The sequence below is a fragment of the Rhizobium album genome (genome assembly GCF_003122325.1).
GTDB classification, from domain to species: Bacteria; Pseudomonadota; Alphaproteobacteria; order Rhizobiales; family Rhizobiaceae; genus Metarhizobium; species Metarhizobium album.
Map to the genome: position 1 here is coordinate 309,586 of NZ_QFBC01000002.1, position 15,544 is coordinate 325,129.

A 15,544-nucleotide genomic window follows, 5' to 3' on the forward strand; every position below is an offset into this window, starting at 1 on the left:
CTTTCAGGAGGGGGACCGGGAAACCAGGCAGTATCATGTATACACCAAATGGCTGACGATGATTTCGCTTGTTGAAGCCGCCGTAAGGATCAGCAGGATTTTGCGGGTGTTTGTTACCGTGTCAGTCGGCAGGTCACCCTTGTAATTCGTACCAAATGAAATTGTTCGGGCCGTCGATGTACTGGCGACTAACAGGATCATGATAGTATCCCCTTCCTCGACTGACGTCGGGTTGGAAATGGTCATGTTGCCGGTCATCGTGCAGGTCCTATACCAACCATCAGTCCAGACCAACGACCTGGTAGCAGAATAGGCCAGCGCAACAGCCGCCTTCGTGGCGCCGAGTTGTTCGGGCGTTGCGACAACGTTGGCCGTTCGTGCCCTCAATTCGGCTGGCGTTGCCAACTCGACGACGCCTGTCACAGTGTCCGAGGCCGATTGCTTCAGGTTGCCAAAGGCCGCGGCAGCATCACTGGCGCCCGTACCGCCGTTGGCAATCGATAGATCCGTGCCAGACCAGTTGGCGTTATTGATTGTCGCCAGCAGAGCAAGAGCGCCGAGACCGGAGATATCCGAGGCCGCGATCGAGAGCGCAGTCTTGAGCGCGGCAGCAGAGATTGCGCCGGTTAAGCCAGCGACGGACAAAACGGAGTTGGGCGGCGTCAGCAGCTCTTTCCAATCCGCCAAAGTCGACGGGCTGTTCGTCGAGAGAATTAAGCTCTTGTTGAGATCCGTCCGGATCGCAACATCGCCTGTTTGGGCCGTCAACGCCAACATCGCGGACTGGTTATTGACGACGAAGGTCTCGGTAATCGCCAGCGACGGCAGGATCGACGTGTCGAGCTTGCCGCTTCCATCAAGGACGGGAATGTTGCCGGCGGACGTTCCTTTGACGAGTTCAAGCAGGAGCCGCATTGCGGCATAGTCTGCGGCGGTCAGCAGCGCACGGCCGTTGGCCGATGCATCAGAGATTTGCGCCGCAGGATGGGTGTGCTCTGCTGCTGCGAACGCCGATGCATCCTCTGCTGCAGCAGACCCGAGCGTTGGCAAGTTCTCAAGGTCATCATAGGAGCCGGAGTAGGCGACAGCAGCCAGATCGCCGCCGGCGCCGCCGCCAGTCCGATATGCGCCGGATGCGAGGGAGGGACCGGTCATGCCGGTATCCCCGCGATGAAATCGCCCGGCTTGCAGCCGATGTCCTCGATCACTCCTGCCTGGATCAGGATGCGCGGATCTTGGGTCGGGTCAGGATCGCGGCCGATCGATACCCACCAGTCAGCCGAGGCCTTGAAGCGGATGACCGGCTTTTCGCTCGATGCCCCGTTTGCTGTCACATCTTGCGCCGTCAGGGTTTCGGACCAGACGACATCCCCGAAGATAGGTTGCCGCGTAAACGTGTTTGTGGTGTCGCTCACGTATGATCCGCAAGCAATGTGCAGGCCTGAAAATGCCATGGCTGGTGTCCTTTACGAGACTGCCTTGATCCAGTCGTAGGTGTGATCGAAATTCGGGACTTGGAACTGTGTCGGCAGAGTACGGATGCCCTGCATGATCCGGCCGGAGGCGCCGCATACGAGGTAACGTGTCGGCTGGTTCGGGTCGAACGTGACACCACGCAGGGTGTTCGTCACTCCGGTAGGAGTTGCCGACCAACTGATGCCGGTCTTTGAAAGTCTAGCAACGCCCGTATCGCCAACAGCCAGGAACCCGGCAGAGGAGTATTCGACGTTGTAGAGTGCCGTCGTTGTGACCGTCCCGCGCGACGTCCAGGTGATCAGATCAGGCGATGAAACAATCACTGCATTCTGGGTCGGAGTGAGACCACCAACAGCGACGTATGTCCCTGCACCGAAAGTAACTCCGTTGAGGTTGGTCGTCGTCCCCGAGGTTCTGGACGTCCATGTTATGCCGTTCGGTGACGTCAGGATGCGCCCAGCACTCCCAACAGCCACGAAGATGTTGTTGATGAATTTAACGTCGTTGATAGCGGTGGATATGCCCGACGACCTTGCGGTCCATGTCGAGCCGTCCGGCGAGGTGCTGATTTTCCCTCCCGTGCCCGTAATGACGAACAGGCCGGCGCCAAAAGCACTCCCGAGAATAGCATCGCTGCCACCAGTGAAACCCGTTGGCACGAAGGGAGTGCCCCACGAGCTACCGTCATTCGAAAGCGACAGCTTTGCGAAGCCGTCGGCTGCGAGATAGATCGATCCGTTCTGGGCAAGGCGCCGGATGCGGAATGAAGTCAATGTCGCCGCTACGGTCCAGGTATTGCCATCGACGGACCTCAGAATGCGAGAATTCGTGCCCTGGTCTTCACCCATCAGAAAGCCGAACGAGGTCGACACGATTTCGTAATCCGTTGCTGCAGACGGGTTGGTGATGTTGGTCCAGATCGCGTCATCGGAAAGCGGCGGCAGGATCAGAGACAGTTCGGGATAGTCGTCGACGTCATAAAGTGCCCCGTCGCACTTCAGCCAATCGCCCGTCAGGTCGCGAGCGGAACGCAGCATGTCGCCGACCTTGAACGCAGCTGAAGCCGTCGAAGGATTGAGGAGCACGAATGCGCCGTCACCGCCGTCTGCTACAGGGTCGAAGGTCATCAGATAATAGCCGCCGGCGATGATGTCGCCGCGGTTGACGTCGACAAGGCCGGCCGCCACGGTCTTGTAAACCGATTTCGCGCCCAGCCCGTCCAGGTCGATCGTCACGCCGCCGGGGTCGATATCCTCCAATGCCCGGAAACTGAGATAGACCGTGTCGGCATAGGCCGTGTAAACCCGATCCGTCGCAATCGTGATGGCGTTTGCCGTGCCGCTAACCGTGTTGACGCCAGCCAAATCCTTCGCCGAAACCAGCCCGAGTGAGGCGGCCGCGCCATCTGCCGTGGATGCTCCTGTCCCGCCTGCAGTTATCGGCCGCGCAGCATTGAGATCAACAGTCAGATCGTCGAGGAAACCATTGTATTTCCCCGACTGAATGGTCTGCAGCGTGACGCCCTTCGTTCCGGAAGGAACGGCATAGATGCCGCCTGTTCTTGGCATTGTTCACTCCATAGAAAAAGGCGCCTTAAACGGGCGCCTGCATGAGACTCGACTCTGACGGGTGATCGGCGGATGATGCCCCGAAAAAGGGAGGGACACATGCGTCAAATTAAGGGGCTGAAAGCAATCCTGTCATCCAGGGCCGCGGGCGATGGCAAAAGCCTGACGATCGAGATGGCCGGCGAAGAAGGTCCGGAAGAACTGGAAATCGAGGCCAGGGTCGTCGCCGACCTCATCAGCACGCTTCTCGTCGGGTCCGGCTTCCTCAAGCCACCACCACAACTTCATCCTCTATCACCGTCACAGGTGGATGTTCTTGCAACGCCTCACGGCGCGGCGCTTTCGCTAGAAATTCCGCCCGGCGTTCAGCAGATGGTCGAAATATCGTCAGACGCCCTTCCGGCAATTCGAGACGCGCTAGAAGGAGCCATTCAGTTTTCGGTGGTGGGGCGGGTACAGTGAAAACGATGTCGGGGGCCATCATGCAGCCTCCGGGCCGGACTTGCCGCCATCAACGGGGCGCGGGCGTTTCAAGTCGTCTTTCACATCCTGGACGAATTCATTGAACTTGCGAGGGTCGATTGCGTGGTTGGTGAGATGGTTGACCACCGCCAGAGCCGCCTTATCGGCAGACTTAGCCTTGTTCGCATAACGACCATCGTTGAAATAGCTGTTGTGAACATCGATCGGCACCCGCATCAAACGCGCAAATCGCAGCACGACGCGGATGCGGAAAGTCCACCAGAACGAACGCTTCTTCGGCTTCACCCGCGGCGACGTAGAAGCCTGTTCGCCAGCAACCGCCAGCGGGTCCATACTCAGTCCCATCTTTCCATTCCTTTCTGGTTGTGAAAATGCAGGCACTCGACTCTTGAAATTGAATCGTTCAATCTCTGATGCGAGGTGACGAATGGATAAAAAGACACTTTCCGATATCGCATGGGACGCCCTGAAATACGTGGGCGATGTCACTTCGAACGCGATCTGCCCGTTCTGCTCCAACGCCACATGGGCCTACGGCAAGACCGATGAAGGCGTTCCGCGATTGGCCTGGCTTGCCTTCGAGCACAAGAGCACAGAAACACGCCTACCGATGCTTCCACTAACGTGCGAAAAATGTGGCTTCACCCGCTTCCATGACCTCGCAATGATCAACTCACTCAGTGGATCTGAAGATGAGCAATCTTAATTATCGTCCTATAGACCCAGAAGGTGTGGTATCGTTGGCGGCCCGGCGGAAGTCCGGGGGACCTCCAGGAGGTGATGATTTGGAAGCCCGTGTAACTGCGCTCGAAGCCGATATGAAGGAAATCAAAGGCGACCTGAAGAAGCTGCTCATCGACGCAGCCGAAATCAAAGGGCGCGTGACGCACATGACCGTCAAATCCGACATAGAGGCTGTCAAAGGAGAACTTTCTTCGAAAATTTCAACTGTGTCCGGGGATCTGACCAATAAGATCACCGGCGTCTCAGGTGAACTGACAACGAAGATCACCGGTGTTTCCGGCGACCTTTCAACGAAAATGGCCGCCTCTACCGGTGATATTTCCTCGAAAGTCGAAAACCTGTCGGGTCAGATGAAAGGCACGCTGACCTTCTGGCAATTCATCGTCATAGCCGGCGCGCTGCTCGCTATCGTGCTGCGTTGGCCGGAGCTTTTCCGCATCGTTCACCCTGGCTGAACGCTATCGCTGGACAATCCGCCCGGCTGTCGGCATTCTGCGCGGCATGATCCGGGTCGTTCAAATCCTCTGCATCGTTGCCCTGGCCGGCGTGCTTTTCGCGTTCCGGGAAGCCTTCATGTCGATGCGACACATTTTCGATGGCCCTGGGTTTCCTGTCGGGTTCATGTGTGGCGCTGGCCTATTCGCGCTTATCTGGTTGATCAACGATAGAATGGACCGATCAACGAGAGCCCGCCATTCCTCCTCCGAGCAGGATTGATTTAGCCATCTGCTCGATGAGCTTCTGACGATCAGCACTCATCCCTTGCGGCAGCATCGCATCGACCACCGCGGCACGATTGCTAGTGACCAGATCGGCAAGCGATTTGTTCTGCTTCTCGACGCGGCCCTTCAGGATCATGTTCAAGAACCGATCCGCAGCCTTCAGGCCGGCACCGCGCACCGCGCCGGGCGTCCCGCCGGCCGCATAAGCATCGCGGATCAGGTTCCTGTCCGTGGCTCCGCCGAGGTCAGCAATCTGCTGCTGACGGCCTGCCGTGGCGCTGTTGCCGATGATCTTGTCACGCGTCCGGCTGAACGTCAGTTCGTTGTCGAGTACGCGGAACAGATCGTCGGCCTTGTCGGGACCGAAGAGCATGGCCAGCCGGTCGCGGTTCCAGTCGCCTTGCGTCTTGATCAGACGGTTAAGGCGCTGGACGTCGTTGGCGTTGGTGCCGAGAATACGGTCGATTTCCGCACGGGCGCCCTGCGACAGTCGAAGCGGCACCGCCGACGGACCGACGAGAAGCCCGTTCGGCTGAACGCCGGCATCAATTTCGGCCGCCAACTCCGTAGGGCGCGGCGACGTCCGGCCACTGTCAAGAACCTGCTGCCCACGGCCGATGGCATCTTTCTGACGGGCAAGCTCGGCATACTGTGCATCAACTTCCTTCAGCTGGGGAACCGCACGATCCAAGGCATCGTCGATCATCTGCCGTGCTTCGGCCAACTCTCGGATCACCTTCGGGTCGGCTTCCGTGGCGAGCATGCCGTCGATCGCCTGGCGGGTCTCGAAGAACACACGCGGATTGCTCGACAGCTGATCGGTGCCTTCGGTGTTCAACATGCCGCGCACCTGTCGAAGCCGGCGCTGCGCATCGCCACGAAGCCGATTGATCGATAGATCCAGATCGTCAGCCACCGGCGAGATATCGTAGTTGCGGGCGTTGCGAAACACCTCAGCGTACCGTGGAGTGATCGCTTGCTGGTTGGCTTCTATGCCTTCGATCACCTGCGAAGGGACAACATTGCGCCCGAGGTTCTGATCGACCAATGCGCGGATGCGGTCGTTGGCGCCGGCCCGGCGCGCCTCAAGGCTGTTTCGGATGGTGCTGTTCCCTTCGCCCGGCATATTTGCCAGCGCTTCAGCCCGGCCGCGCACGTTGTCGCCAAGATCCGCAATCATGCCTTCCGGTCCAAGGTCGGCGAGTTTGTTGCGTGCCGTTGGAACGTCGAGGTCGTCGGCGCCGAAGGACTCGCGGAGCTTGTTCAGCGCATAGCGCGTGGTGCCGGCAGCCTTGGCCGTCTTCCCGTCGCGGAAGAATTCGAGGAGCTTGTTCGCGCCAGCGCCGATCAATTTGCCTGCGGTCGGGCCAACAAGGCCCATTGCGGCGCCAGAACCCGCCCCCCACAACGTATCGTCTACATCCCCGTTCGACCGAACAGCACTGTCCGCAGCGCCGATCCCGCCGCCCGTCAGCATTGAGTAAATGGAGCGTGCCATGATACCAGCGCTTCCACCGCCGAAAGCAGCTGGCGCCGCCATGACCATTGGGATGGTACCGCCGACGGCACCGGCGACATTGCCGGCTGTCGTCGTCCACGGGTTTTCGGCCTGCGCGGCGTCGGTCAAGGCTTTCGCTTGATTGAGGTTGCGGTCGTAGCTTTCGCCATCGATCAGCGAACTGAGGGCCGCAGCACCGCGTTGGACCCCGCCAAGCAGGTATGGGCCGGCGATCGGCACGCCGTCGACGATGCCAGTCAGGCCGGCCGTGGTTTGGCCTGCAGCAGTCTTGGCACGCTCTTCCGCATCGACCAGATCCGCGCCTTCCTCGTAGGAGAGGTGTTTGCCCGGCGCCATCTTCGACACGCCGATCCGCGAACGAAACACGGCCAGCGGCATGTCGGAATAGAACTTCTGGTGAAGAGCCGACGCGAGTGCGTCATCGCTCATGTCGCTGTACTGCGGGTACTGCTGGCGGATTTCGGCAATGGTCGGCATCAGCGGATCCCCAGCGGGTCTTCAGCGCCCGAATTGTTGCCGTAGGTCGGGCCAGCATCGCGGGCCATACCGTCAATCACCCGTTGGCGACTCCGCTCTTTCTGCTTGATGACATCTTCGGTGTCGCCGGGCTGCGGGAAATACTGCTTGTTGGCGTTGTCGAATTCCTCTTGCGAAATCACCGCGCCGGACTCGCGACGAAGCTGCGCATTAATGAAATCGCGCCGTGCCTGCTCGACGCTCTGGTATTCGTCGGATACCGCGAAGTTTCCAACGCCGAATGGCAACTGGCTGGCGAGCGCATCCTTGATACTGGCCCCGACCGCGCCATGCTCCGAGATGATTTTCCCGGAAGCCCTCATTCGATCGGCGAACGTCATCGCCTTCTTTTCGTCAATCGTGACCTTCGGTTCGGTCAGCGGGATCATGCCGTTGCCGCGGTTTGTGTCGGCGGTCGGCGTGACGGCATTACCGGTTCCCGAACCATCCCCGAAGATGTCGATACCATCGGCCGGCCGGCTGCCGCTCAACCTTTGCGGCTCACCGCCCTGCTGCTGGCCGAACACACCCTGCGGCGTCATGAAGATGATTTCGCCGTTCGGGCCGGTGATGGTCTTGCCGGCGGCGATCTGCTGCGCCTGATCAGGCGTCAGCTGCCCGCTTTCCATCAGGCCGTTGAGCGCCTGTGCCTCGACGGAATTACCGGAGAACCGGAAAGCGCCGCTGGTGTTTCCGTCCGGAGGCCGGAGCCATTCTTTCTTGTTCGGGTCATAGATCGAACCACTGCCGGCGTTGATCAACGGCTGCTGCTTGCCTTCTTCGAGTTCGCGCTGGGCCTTCCGGATCTGCAGCTGCCGGAGCGGGTCTTGTTCCTGCTGCTGCCGCGTATATTCCTGCCGGGCGCGCCACGTCTGTTCCTCGCGCTGGGACTGCATTTCCTGCAGGCGCATTTCGAGCATGGCGCGGGCCTGCGCCCGGTATTCTTCCGGCAGGAACTTGTTGCCGATCAGACCGTAAAGCTCCTCTATGCCATACTGGCCCGTCTGACCCGCTGTCGCTGGCTGCTGGACCTGTGCTACCTGCTGCGGCTGCTCGGCGCGCATATCACGCGGAATGAACGGCGAGTTCGGATTGCCACGGCGGGCGCGCTCCATGCCTTCGCCCTGCGCCGTGCCGCCGGGAACAAAGCCGCTGCGGTCGACAAGCGCCTGCCGGATATCCCGCGGCACGAATGGGCTGCGCAGGCCTTCCCACGCGTCGTCCGGCTGCATTTCGGCCGTGGCCTGGATCGGGGCGAGTTCCGTCGGCTGGTCGGCCGTTTCCCCGGAGACGTTGACGACCATGGGATCGACATATGCGGAAGGAGCGATTTCTTCGATCGCCGACGCCGCCGAATTACCGCTGCCCAGATTGCTGTTGAACGCGCTGACGAACCGGTTGGTATTCGTCCCAGCCTCGATCCCGCCCGGCAGGCTGGTCCAGATCGGGTTCAGGACGCGGCCGACCTGCGCAATCGCCTGTGGATCGCCAGACTGCAGCACCGCATCCAGATCGCCGCCGGTGGCGCGGGCATAACTCTCCTTCGCAAGGTTCCAGGCCGCTTTGTCCTGAGACGCCGGGGAGAAGTCGGTCAAGCCGAGCTTCTTTGCCTGGTCATCCCACGTCGAACCAAGGAATTGATACTTGCCGGCCGCCGACGACGTCTTGCCAGTGTTAGGGCCAGACGATATCCGCACCGCCTTGCGCGGGTGATCGGAAAAATCGTTGAAACGCGATCCACCGTAGATGACATCATACTTGCCGCCGCTCTCCGGCCCGGCAATCGTGTTCAGCAGCGCCGTTGCATATGGCGGCAGGTCGCCGGAAGTCGGCGTTACGTTCTCGCCCTCCATACCGGCATTCGCCGTCGGCGCGCTCTTCGACAGCTCGTTCGAAACGACCGGCGAGGTGATCGTGTTGCCTGGGTTGTTGCTGGTGTTATTTCCGAAGATGCTCTTCGCAATCTCGTTGAAACGGCTCGTCGCGGCTTCGGTGCCGGCCTTTTCCTGCTGGTCGAGACGGTAATCGCCGATGGCGCCGCCGAGGCTGGCGAGCAGCATGCCAATACCGTCATTGGCGTTCTTCGGCTGGTTGCCGAGGATCTGCGAAGTCATCGCGTCCAGCATCTTGCGCTTGCGGGCAATACTGTCGGCGGTTTCGCCCGTGTTGCCGCCGAAGAGAAATCCGACCATCGATTATGCCCCCGGTGCGCTGGCTTCAAAGAGAGCGCCGTAATTGACGCGGCGCAGACCGTCGCGGCCCTTGACCACGGCGTCCGGCCGCTTCTTCTCGACCTCCTGCGCCATGACGCCAATGTGCTTCTTGCCGTCGTCGAACTGGCCTTTGTAGGAATATTCGTAGAGCGGATGCCCCTTGAGCGATCCGACCTTTTTCACATTCTTTTTCGTGCGCTCATCCGACAAGGTGACGCCCTTGAACAGGCCTGCCAAGCCGCCAAGGATCGATCCCATGCCAGCAGACTCTGCCTGCGCTTTTGCTACTTTGTTCTGATATTCCTGCTGCGTAAGGCCGGCAAAATCGACGGTCGGCATCTGGGCGCTCTGCGTGGGCGAGAAGTTCGGGTTCTGGACCTGGGATGCGGAAAGCAGGCTGGTGATTTCGTTGATCGGCTGCGCCCGCTGCGCATACTGCTCATTCAGGAACATTGCCCGCAATGCGTTCTGTTCGTTGAACGTCTGCGTGTTGATGGCATTGTTGCCCTGGATGACCTGATTATTCCCGGCAGTCACACGGAAATCGTTGTCGAAGTTCTGCTGCCGAACGTCGTTGTTTGCGCCAGTCACGCGGAACTGATTGTCGAAATTGGCCTGCGTCGAAGCATTTCCGAACGTCGCCCGGCCAAGAAGCTGATCATAGATCTGCTGCTGCGCCGCGTTGCCGAACTGACCGCGGGCAAGCTGCTGCTGGAAGTCCTGACCTTGTGCCGCGTTCTCGAACAGGGCGCGGTCGCGATCCATGCCGACGAGGCGTGACTGTTCCTGCCCGCCAGCCGCGATGGCGCCGAGGCGGGCATCGTTCTCGGCACGGGCGGCTTGGTCGACGAAGCGATTATAGGCCACGCTCCCCGGCTGCAGGCCGCGATCTGCGGCAGTCTGTTCCGCCCGGCGACGCCCTGCATCAAGGTCTGGCCGCATCCGCTCCATGAGAGCATCTTCGACACGCTGGCGGTCGGCGCTGAAATCGTTGGCGCCGTAAGAGCGGGTGATCTGCCCGGCGTCGCCGAACGTGGTCGCAACCTTACCGGCGTCACCGAAAGACGTCGCAAGCGACGGGGCGGCATCGTAGCGCTGCAGCGACGGAGCCGACATGAATTCGCGGAGGCCCTGGTAATTGCCTGCAGTACCGGCCGCTGGCGCATCATCGAGGCTGAAACGAGTGTTGAGGAGGTCGCGAAGCTTGGAGGACTGTTCGGCAGCTGCCGTCGACAGATTGAGGCCGGCCTTGTTGTTCTGGTCAAGGATTGCCTGTTGCGCCGGATCGAGCGTCGTCGTCAGCTTGCTCTTCGGGATGTAGTAGCCCTTGGCTTCCGTATAAGCCGGGTCGAACTGCTGCTCGCCGCCGACCACCTCGTCCTTGTAGCCCGTGATGTACTTGCCGCCGTTTTGGCCGCCGCGCTCGGCATAGATCGGGACACGCTTCGTCTCACCTGTTCCCGATCCGGGAAGCATCGGGCGGTCCTTGACGACGTCACCAGCAGCATTACGCCAATACGTTTGCCCGTTTTCGTCGTCGACCCATTCGCTGCCGTTGTTCGACCAAGTCTGGGTGCCATATGGCGTTACCTGATCGGTGCGGCTCAAAATGTTGTTCGCAATGCCGGTCGAGATATTTGTTCCGGTCTGCGCCTTCGCGGTTTCTTCAGCGGAAGGCGGCTCCGGCATTTTAGGTGCGCACATCGGCTCCCCTTTCAGAAAACATAGGTCATGTGATGAGCGGTGTGCTTGAAACCCATCCGCTCCCAGAGCTTGGCGACACGCAGATCCGTAATCGCCGTCACAGACAGGCGCTTGACGTCGCGGGTTTTCAGATCGGCCAGGATGAACTGCGAAAGCTTCTTGCCGACGCCGTTGCGATGTTCCGGCAGCATGTAGATCGTGTCTTCCTGTGCGATAAGCTCGCCGTTGTGCATGTCGTTCGTCAGATAGATGTTGCTGTATCCGACGGGCGCGCCATCGAGGCGAACGACATAATTCAGGAGATATCCGGCATCGGCGGCCTTGAAATACAGATCCAGGCGCGGGGCGAAATCGGGAATGTCAACGCCTTGGCCGGCCAACCGCTCCTGCATCTCGACATAGTGCCGGCAATAGAGCGGATAAAGCTCGTCGACGTTCGAATGTGCGTTCTCGATCGAGAATTCGTAGGTCAAGCCACCATCTCCCCGACATGCGTCTGCAAGGTCGCCAGATCGATCTGCAGCGTCAGCTGATACGGCCCGGACGATGTCACCGCGCACCCGACAGCAAGCGTCTCGCCGTGGGCACGGACATTTTGACGATTATTGAACCGCTGGAGAGACGACACTTCATCCCAGACGGCGACATCCCACAAGCCGATATCCCAGACCGAGGCGTTTTCATTGCCGACCGTCACAGTGCTTTGCGTCGGAATGCTCGTGTCGCCGTCGGCGCGGGCAAAGAGCATAACGTTCGGCGCCTCTTTCCCGCGGAAATACATTTGGGCCAGCGATGCGGCCTTGCGCTGCCCGAACTTCCCAGCCGCGATGAACTGCGACAGGTATGTGGCCTGGAAGGGCTGGCCATCGTCGCTGCCTGTGGCGTCCGCGGACCAGACAATACCCTCAAGCCCCCCGAAGAAAAGTCGTCCCTCTCTTGTCCCGAAGCAGTTCGCCGGCCAGTTGCGGATGAACGACCAGCATTTCGTCTGGCTGTGCAGAACGAATGTCGTGTCCGGCACCACCACAGTCGGCGGAAACGAAATCAGGATGAGGTTCTGTTCCTCCCACCATGTCATCCGCCACCCGTCGCCGGTGGAAACAGCTGCTCTTGACCATTCCTCCTCGATCGCCTGCGACAAGGCAGGCTGGTCAGTTCCTCGCTGCAGAACCGACGACATCGACCGCAGGCCGGGGATGGTGCAGACCAGAACGTCGCCGTTGATTGGAAGGTAGGCATTTTTCCCAAGGGGCTTACCGAGCTGATAAACGCCGACTTTTACGAAATCGGCCTCCGGATCAGATCCAGCGTAAACGACCGCCTCACCTTCGCTGGTCACGAAGACACAATAGGAATTCGGCCCGTCGCCGGACTCGAAAGACCATGTGAAGCCGGTAATAAGGCTGCCCCCCTTGCTGAATTCGCCCCCAAGAGGGAATACCTTCGCCTCTCCACCGATATTGTCCGTGAGGCTGAGATAGTAGGCATCCAGAGTGCCGGCCTTGATGAAGAATTCCCGCTTCTTGAACACCCACCCATGGCTGAAAGTGGCGCTTGTCGTCGGGTCGCCATCTTCGAAGGTGATTTCCGGTGTTGTGCTCCATGCCACCCCGTCAAAGACCTGACGCTCGTCTTGGCCGTTGACCGCGATCAGATATCCACCGGAGGAATTCGCATGCTGAAATGTGGACCAATCCCCACCCGTGAGACCATCGACATCTGCCGTGATGGCGTCTGGCAATGCAGGCGGGTTTGAGACGTCATAGATAGCGCTCGACGTCGACATGAACAACTTTTCGACGGTCGCGAACTTATAACGGAAGGCGCTGATCAGGCTCGTCAGATCCTCGACAAGGCCTGCTTTCGCCGATCCGCCACGAATTCGCGCACCGCGAAGAGTCGGCAGCCAGTTGTCGAGAACGGCGGCTGCGCCCGAAATCTCATCAGCGAGACCGGCCGTGGTAATCAGGCCCATCTTCGGCGCAGGATAGATCAAAGGCGCGGACGAGGGCTGCCGACCGCCACCGCTGCTTCCTGAAGGCTTTGGCAACCGTCCGGGGCGAACATTGATCATTGTGCCCCCCTGTCGGCTTTGATTTCCTGAACAAGATCGGCCTCGAATTCGGCAAGGTTATCGTCGTAGACGAGCCCCTGCTGCCGCTTCCATCGCCAGGCGATGTTCTTTTCGAGCAATCGTTCAGGAAAGAGGATCTGGTCGTCGTCGCCGCCGAAATCATCCTTCTCGGATGTGCCGGACTTGATCCAGTTGCGAGAAACATAGAGCAGTTGCGCGCCCACCCCGACGGATGCCGGCAAAAAAGAGAACGTGGTGTAACCTTCGAAAAAGTATGGCTGGGCTGTGCCGACCCGAGCGAGAACCGCCCACTGTGAGCCGTTTGTTACAGGCCGGATCGGCTCACCTGCCGAAGTGTTGATGCCGCCGCCTGGAATGAGGCGCTGGTAATCATTCGGGATCGGAGCCGGTGAGACGGCGAAGGCCGCAGTCTTGAGCATGCTGCTCCAGTCAACGCGCCGCGATATCTCATCGCCGCCCTCCTTTGCCATCCGAAGCAATGGCTGGGCTTTAGGATTGCCATAAACTGTGTCGAAGCGATCGAGCGCAAGGATATCGCAGGCATTATTGATGACGGATTTGATCGTCATGGTGTGTACGCTCCCACGACAAACTGACTATTGGCCCAGCGGGACCGCTCGTCATTGAGCTTCAGGCCGCGGATCGCGTCCTGCTTCAGCGCACGGGCGCCGGCCACCAGTTCGGCATTTTGGCCGAAGATGCCGATTTCCTCGACGACGCCGTAAAGGTAGGCGTCGGGTGCCTTCTCCAGCAGCCAGTTCGTCGGCGCGGCGGGCGTCAGCGGCGGGATCTTCGCATAATAGGACATCGGCAACGTGGCGCTGCCAGCCGGGCGAGCTTGCAGGACGTTGCCAACGACTGCATAGCCGGAGGGATAACCGCTGAAGCCGCGATATCGATCCTGCAGTTCGGTCAGGGACCAAGCCGACAGCGTTGAGCCGTTGGGGGCAAGGATCGATCGCACTTCGAGGAAATCATCCGGCAGATCGGCATTGCCATCGGTCAGCACCAGATCCGCCGTCTTCTCCATGTCCCCGACACGAAGCAGGCGATTGAATTTCGCTTCCGCCAGACCGACGAACCGCGAGAAGATATGCGCCACATCATTGCGTCCGGCATATTCGCAGGCGTCGATCAGCAGGGAACCGTAGTCGGAGATTGCGGACATCAGGCCACCTTCACACCCTTGGCGGAGGCAAAGGCCCGCGCCCGATCAGTCAAGCGTGACATCTCCTCATTGACCCGGCGAAACCCTTCCGGGTCTTCCTTTGGGTCAGGACGGCGCGCTTCCATCTCTTTCAGCTTGGCATTTAGTGCAGGATCGGCTGCCATCAGATGCGCCCCTCAAACGACCGCCAGGCGCGGTTGTCGCTGTCGTTCAGCCACCGGGCGACGTACTTGTCGTCACCCTCGTTGTGTGCCCGCATGATGTTCTGGTGATAGGCGTGGCTGATCGGGATCGAGGCCACCTTGACCCAGTCACCCATGGCATTCCCCGCCGTGGCGTTGCGGGTGAATTCGTTCATTCGAACGATGTCATCGACGGGCTGGTCGATCCGGAAATGATGTTCCAGCCCGTCGAAATAGTGCCAGACGGTACGGCCAGTGTGAAGATTGCAGTCGTATAGTTCCCATTGGCCGTCCCGGATGGTCATCAGTCGTCATCCCCGAAGTTGGATAGAGCCGGTTCGGCCTTGCCCTGGGCGATGAGCTCCTTTGCCTTGGAGAGCGGGATCTTCACCACGCTGCCGGCTTCCTTGCGCTGGTCTTCGACCGGCCAGTAGTCCACCTTCAGCTTGATATCGATCTGCTTCTCACCGCCCTTCGGCTTGACCGTCTCCGGGACGGAGACGGGAGACGGGCCGGGGGTAACGTCGACCACCTTCGGAGGTGCCGCGTCGGCAGCCATCGGGATTTCCGGTGCGACAACGCCCTGCGGGGTCTCCTTGAGGTGCTTATCGATTTCCTGCTGAAGGCGTTCATCACCCCAGCGGGCATCGATTTTGATGCCGAGCTCACGGGCCCGGTTTTCCAGATCAGACATTCTCGTTGCTCCTTACGATACAGCCGCGCTGAACGGCGTCACTTCGGTACCCGTGCCGGCGCAAAGGATTTGCACCTGCCAGAGGTTGGTGGCGATGTCCTTGAGACGGACGCGGTCACCCTTGATGCCGCCCTTCGTCGAGCCGTTCATCGTGATCGTGTCCGAGTCCGCGGCAGTCTCGAAACCGGAGACGGTATCGCCGGCGTCTTGCAGCATGACGCAGTGGCCGGTCATCACATCGGAGGCGTTCGCCACCTGGATGATGAGGTTGTTCGACGTGATCGTCGTGCCGACGACGATATCGAACTCGGTGCCGGAGCCGTAGGCTGCGGGCAGGGTCAGCGTGGACCCTGCCGCACGGTTGACGGTGACGATGGCCGGAGAGCCATGCGTCGAAGCGTTCAGCGCCTGGGTGGCGCCGATGACATTGAAGGGAAGATATGCGGGCATTGGTCGACCT

18 protein-coding genes are annotated in these 15,544 nt (G+C 60.1%); 3 read left to right on the forward strand and 15 right to left on the reverse strand.

Annotated elements, in window-relative coordinates:
- Positions 1-33 precede the first annotated feature (33 nt).
- Genes DEM27_RS05640 through DEM27_RS05650 form a run of 3 tightly spaced genes read right to left on the reverse strand, consistent with a single transcriptional unit; the run spans position 34 to position 3,044 of the window.
- On the reverse strand, positions 34-1,155 hold the full coding sequence (locus tag DEM27_RS05640; RefSeq protein ID WP_109457226.1) for a hypothetical protein: 1,122 nt from the start codon (positions 1,153-1,155) through the stop codon (positions 34-36).
- On the reverse strand, positions 1,152-1,454 hold the full coding sequence (locus tag DEM27_RS05645) for a hypothetical protein (RefSeq protein WP_128755438.1): 303 nt from the start codon (positions 1,452-1,454) through the stop codon (positions 1,152-1,154). Before DEM27_RS05645 ends, DEM27_RS05640 begins: the two co-directional genes overlap by 4 nt.
- 12 nt (positions 1,455-1,466) lie before the next feature.
- Positions 1,467-3,044 (reverse strand): hypothetical protein, encoded by a 1,578-nt coding sequence (locus DEM27_RS05650; RefSeq protein WP_109457228.1) that lies wholly within the window; start codon positions 3,042-3,044, stop codon positions 1,467-1,469.
- A 99-nt stretch (positions 3,045-3,143) separates the two neighbouring features.
- On the opposite strand from DEM27_RS05650, the gene DEM27_RS05655 reads away from it, so the two are divergent.
- Positions 3,144-3,506, forward strand: a complete 363-nt coding sequence (locus DEM27_RS05655) for a hypothetical protein (protein WP_109457229.1) — start codon at positions 3,144-3,146, stop codon at positions 3,504-3,506.
- An 18-nt stretch (positions 3,507-3,524) separates the two neighbouring features.
- Here the strand turns inward: DEM27_RS05655 and DEM27_RS05660 are convergent, their stop codons facing one another.
- Positions 3,525-3,872: a hypothetical protein gene (locus DEM27_RS05660; RefSeq protein ID WP_128755439.1), complete on the reverse strand. Its 348-nt coding sequence runs from the start codon at positions 3,870-3,872 to the stop codon at positions 3,525-3,527.
- A gap of 82 nt (positions 3,873-3,954) precedes the next feature.
- On the opposite strand from DEM27_RS05660, the gene DEM27_RS05665 reads away from it, so the two are divergent.
- Together DEM27_RS05665 and DEM27_RS05670 are read left to right on the forward strand one after the other, a co-directional pair.
- Positions 3,955-4,233, forward strand: a complete 279-nt coding sequence (locus tag DEM27_RS05665; RefSeq protein WP_109457231.1) for a hypothetical protein — start codon at positions 3,955-3,957, stop codon at positions 4,231-4,233.
- On the forward strand, positions 4,220-4,726 hold the full coding sequence (locus DEM27_RS05670) for a YceH family protein (RefSeq protein ID WP_128755440.1): 507 nt from the start codon (positions 4,220-4,222) through the stop codon (positions 4,724-4,726). Before DEM27_RS05665 ends, DEM27_RS05670 begins: the two co-directional genes overlap by 14 nt.
- A gap of 223 nt (positions 4,727-4,949) precedes the next feature.
- Here the strand turns inward: DEM27_RS05670 and DEM27_RS05675 are convergent, their stop codons facing one another.
- The 11 genes from DEM27_RS05675 to DEM27_RS05720 are packed head-to-tail and all read right to left on the reverse strand — an operon-like array spanning position 4,950 to position 15,534.
- Positions 4,950-6,989, reverse strand: a complete 2,040-nt coding sequence (locus tag DEM27_RS05675; RefSeq protein WP_109457233.1) for a hypothetical protein — start codon at positions 6,987-6,989, stop codon at positions 4,950-4,952.
- Positions 6,989-9,220, reverse strand: a complete 2,232-nt coding sequence (locus DEM27_RS05680; RefSeq protein ID WP_205908868.1) for a glycoside hydrolase family 24 protein — start codon at positions 9,218-9,220, stop codon at positions 6,989-6,991. Before DEM27_RS05680 ends, DEM27_RS05675 begins: the two co-directional genes overlap by 1 nt.
- 3 nt (positions 9,221-9,223) lie before the next feature.
- The gene (locus DEM27_RS05685; protein WP_109457234.1) at positions 9,224-10,945 is read right to left on the reverse strand and encodes a tail fiber domain-containing protein; all 1,722 of its coding nucleotides are present in this window, start codon (positions 10,943-10,945) and stop codon (positions 9,224-9,226) included.
- Between the two features lie 11 nt (positions 10,946-10,956).
- On the reverse strand, positions 10,957-11,418 hold the full coding sequence (locus DEM27_RS05690; protein WP_165823353.1) for a GNAT family N-acetyltransferase: 462 nt from the start codon (positions 11,416-11,418) through the stop codon (positions 10,957-10,959).
- Positions 11,415-13,019, reverse strand: a complete 1,605-nt coding sequence (locus DEM27_RS05695; RefSeq protein WP_109457235.1) for a hypothetical protein — start codon at positions 13,017-13,019, stop codon at positions 11,415-11,417. The genes DEM27_RS05690 and DEM27_RS05695 overlap by 4 nt, the downstream gene beginning before the upstream one ends.
- Positions 13,016-13,609: a hypothetical protein gene (locus tag DEM27_RS05700; protein WP_109457236.1), complete on the reverse strand. Its 594-nt coding sequence runs from the start codon at positions 13,607-13,609 to the stop codon at positions 13,016-13,018. The genes DEM27_RS05695 and DEM27_RS05700 overlap by 4 nt, the downstream gene beginning before the upstream one ends.
- Positions 13,606-14,208 carry a phage adaptor protein gene (locus tag DEM27_RS05705; protein WP_109457237.1) on the reverse strand — a complete coding sequence of 201 codons (603 nt, stop codon included), beginning with the start codon at positions 14,206-14,208 and terminating at the stop codon, positions 13,606-13,608. The genes DEM27_RS05700 and DEM27_RS05705 overlap by 4 nt, the downstream gene beginning before the upstream one ends.
- Positions 14,208-14,372: a hypothetical protein gene (locus DEM27_RS33865; RefSeq protein WP_165823354.1), complete on the reverse strand. Its 165-nt coding sequence runs from the start codon at positions 14,370-14,372 to the stop codon at positions 14,208-14,210. The genes DEM27_RS05705 and DEM27_RS33865 overlap by 1 nt, the downstream gene beginning before the upstream one ends.
- Complete coding sequence (locus DEM27_RS05710; RefSeq protein WP_109457238.1) at positions 14,372-14,695, reverse strand: hypothetical protein; 324 nt, start codon at positions 14,693-14,695, stop codon at positions 14,372-14,374. The genes DEM27_RS33865 and DEM27_RS05710 overlap by 1 nt, the downstream gene beginning before the upstream one ends.
- Positions 14,695-15,084, reverse strand: a complete 390-nt coding sequence (locus tag DEM27_RS05715) for a hypothetical protein (RefSeq protein WP_109457239.1) — start codon at positions 15,082-15,084, stop codon at positions 14,695-14,697. The genes DEM27_RS05710 and DEM27_RS05715 overlap by 1 nt, the downstream gene beginning before the upstream one ends.
- Positions 15,085-15,096: 12 nt before the next feature.
- Entirely contained in the window at positions 15,097-15,534 is a 438-nt protein-coding gene (locus DEM27_RS05720) for a hypothetical protein (RefSeq protein WP_109457240.1), read from the reverse strand.
- Positions 15,535-15,544: the final 10 nt, after the last annotated feature.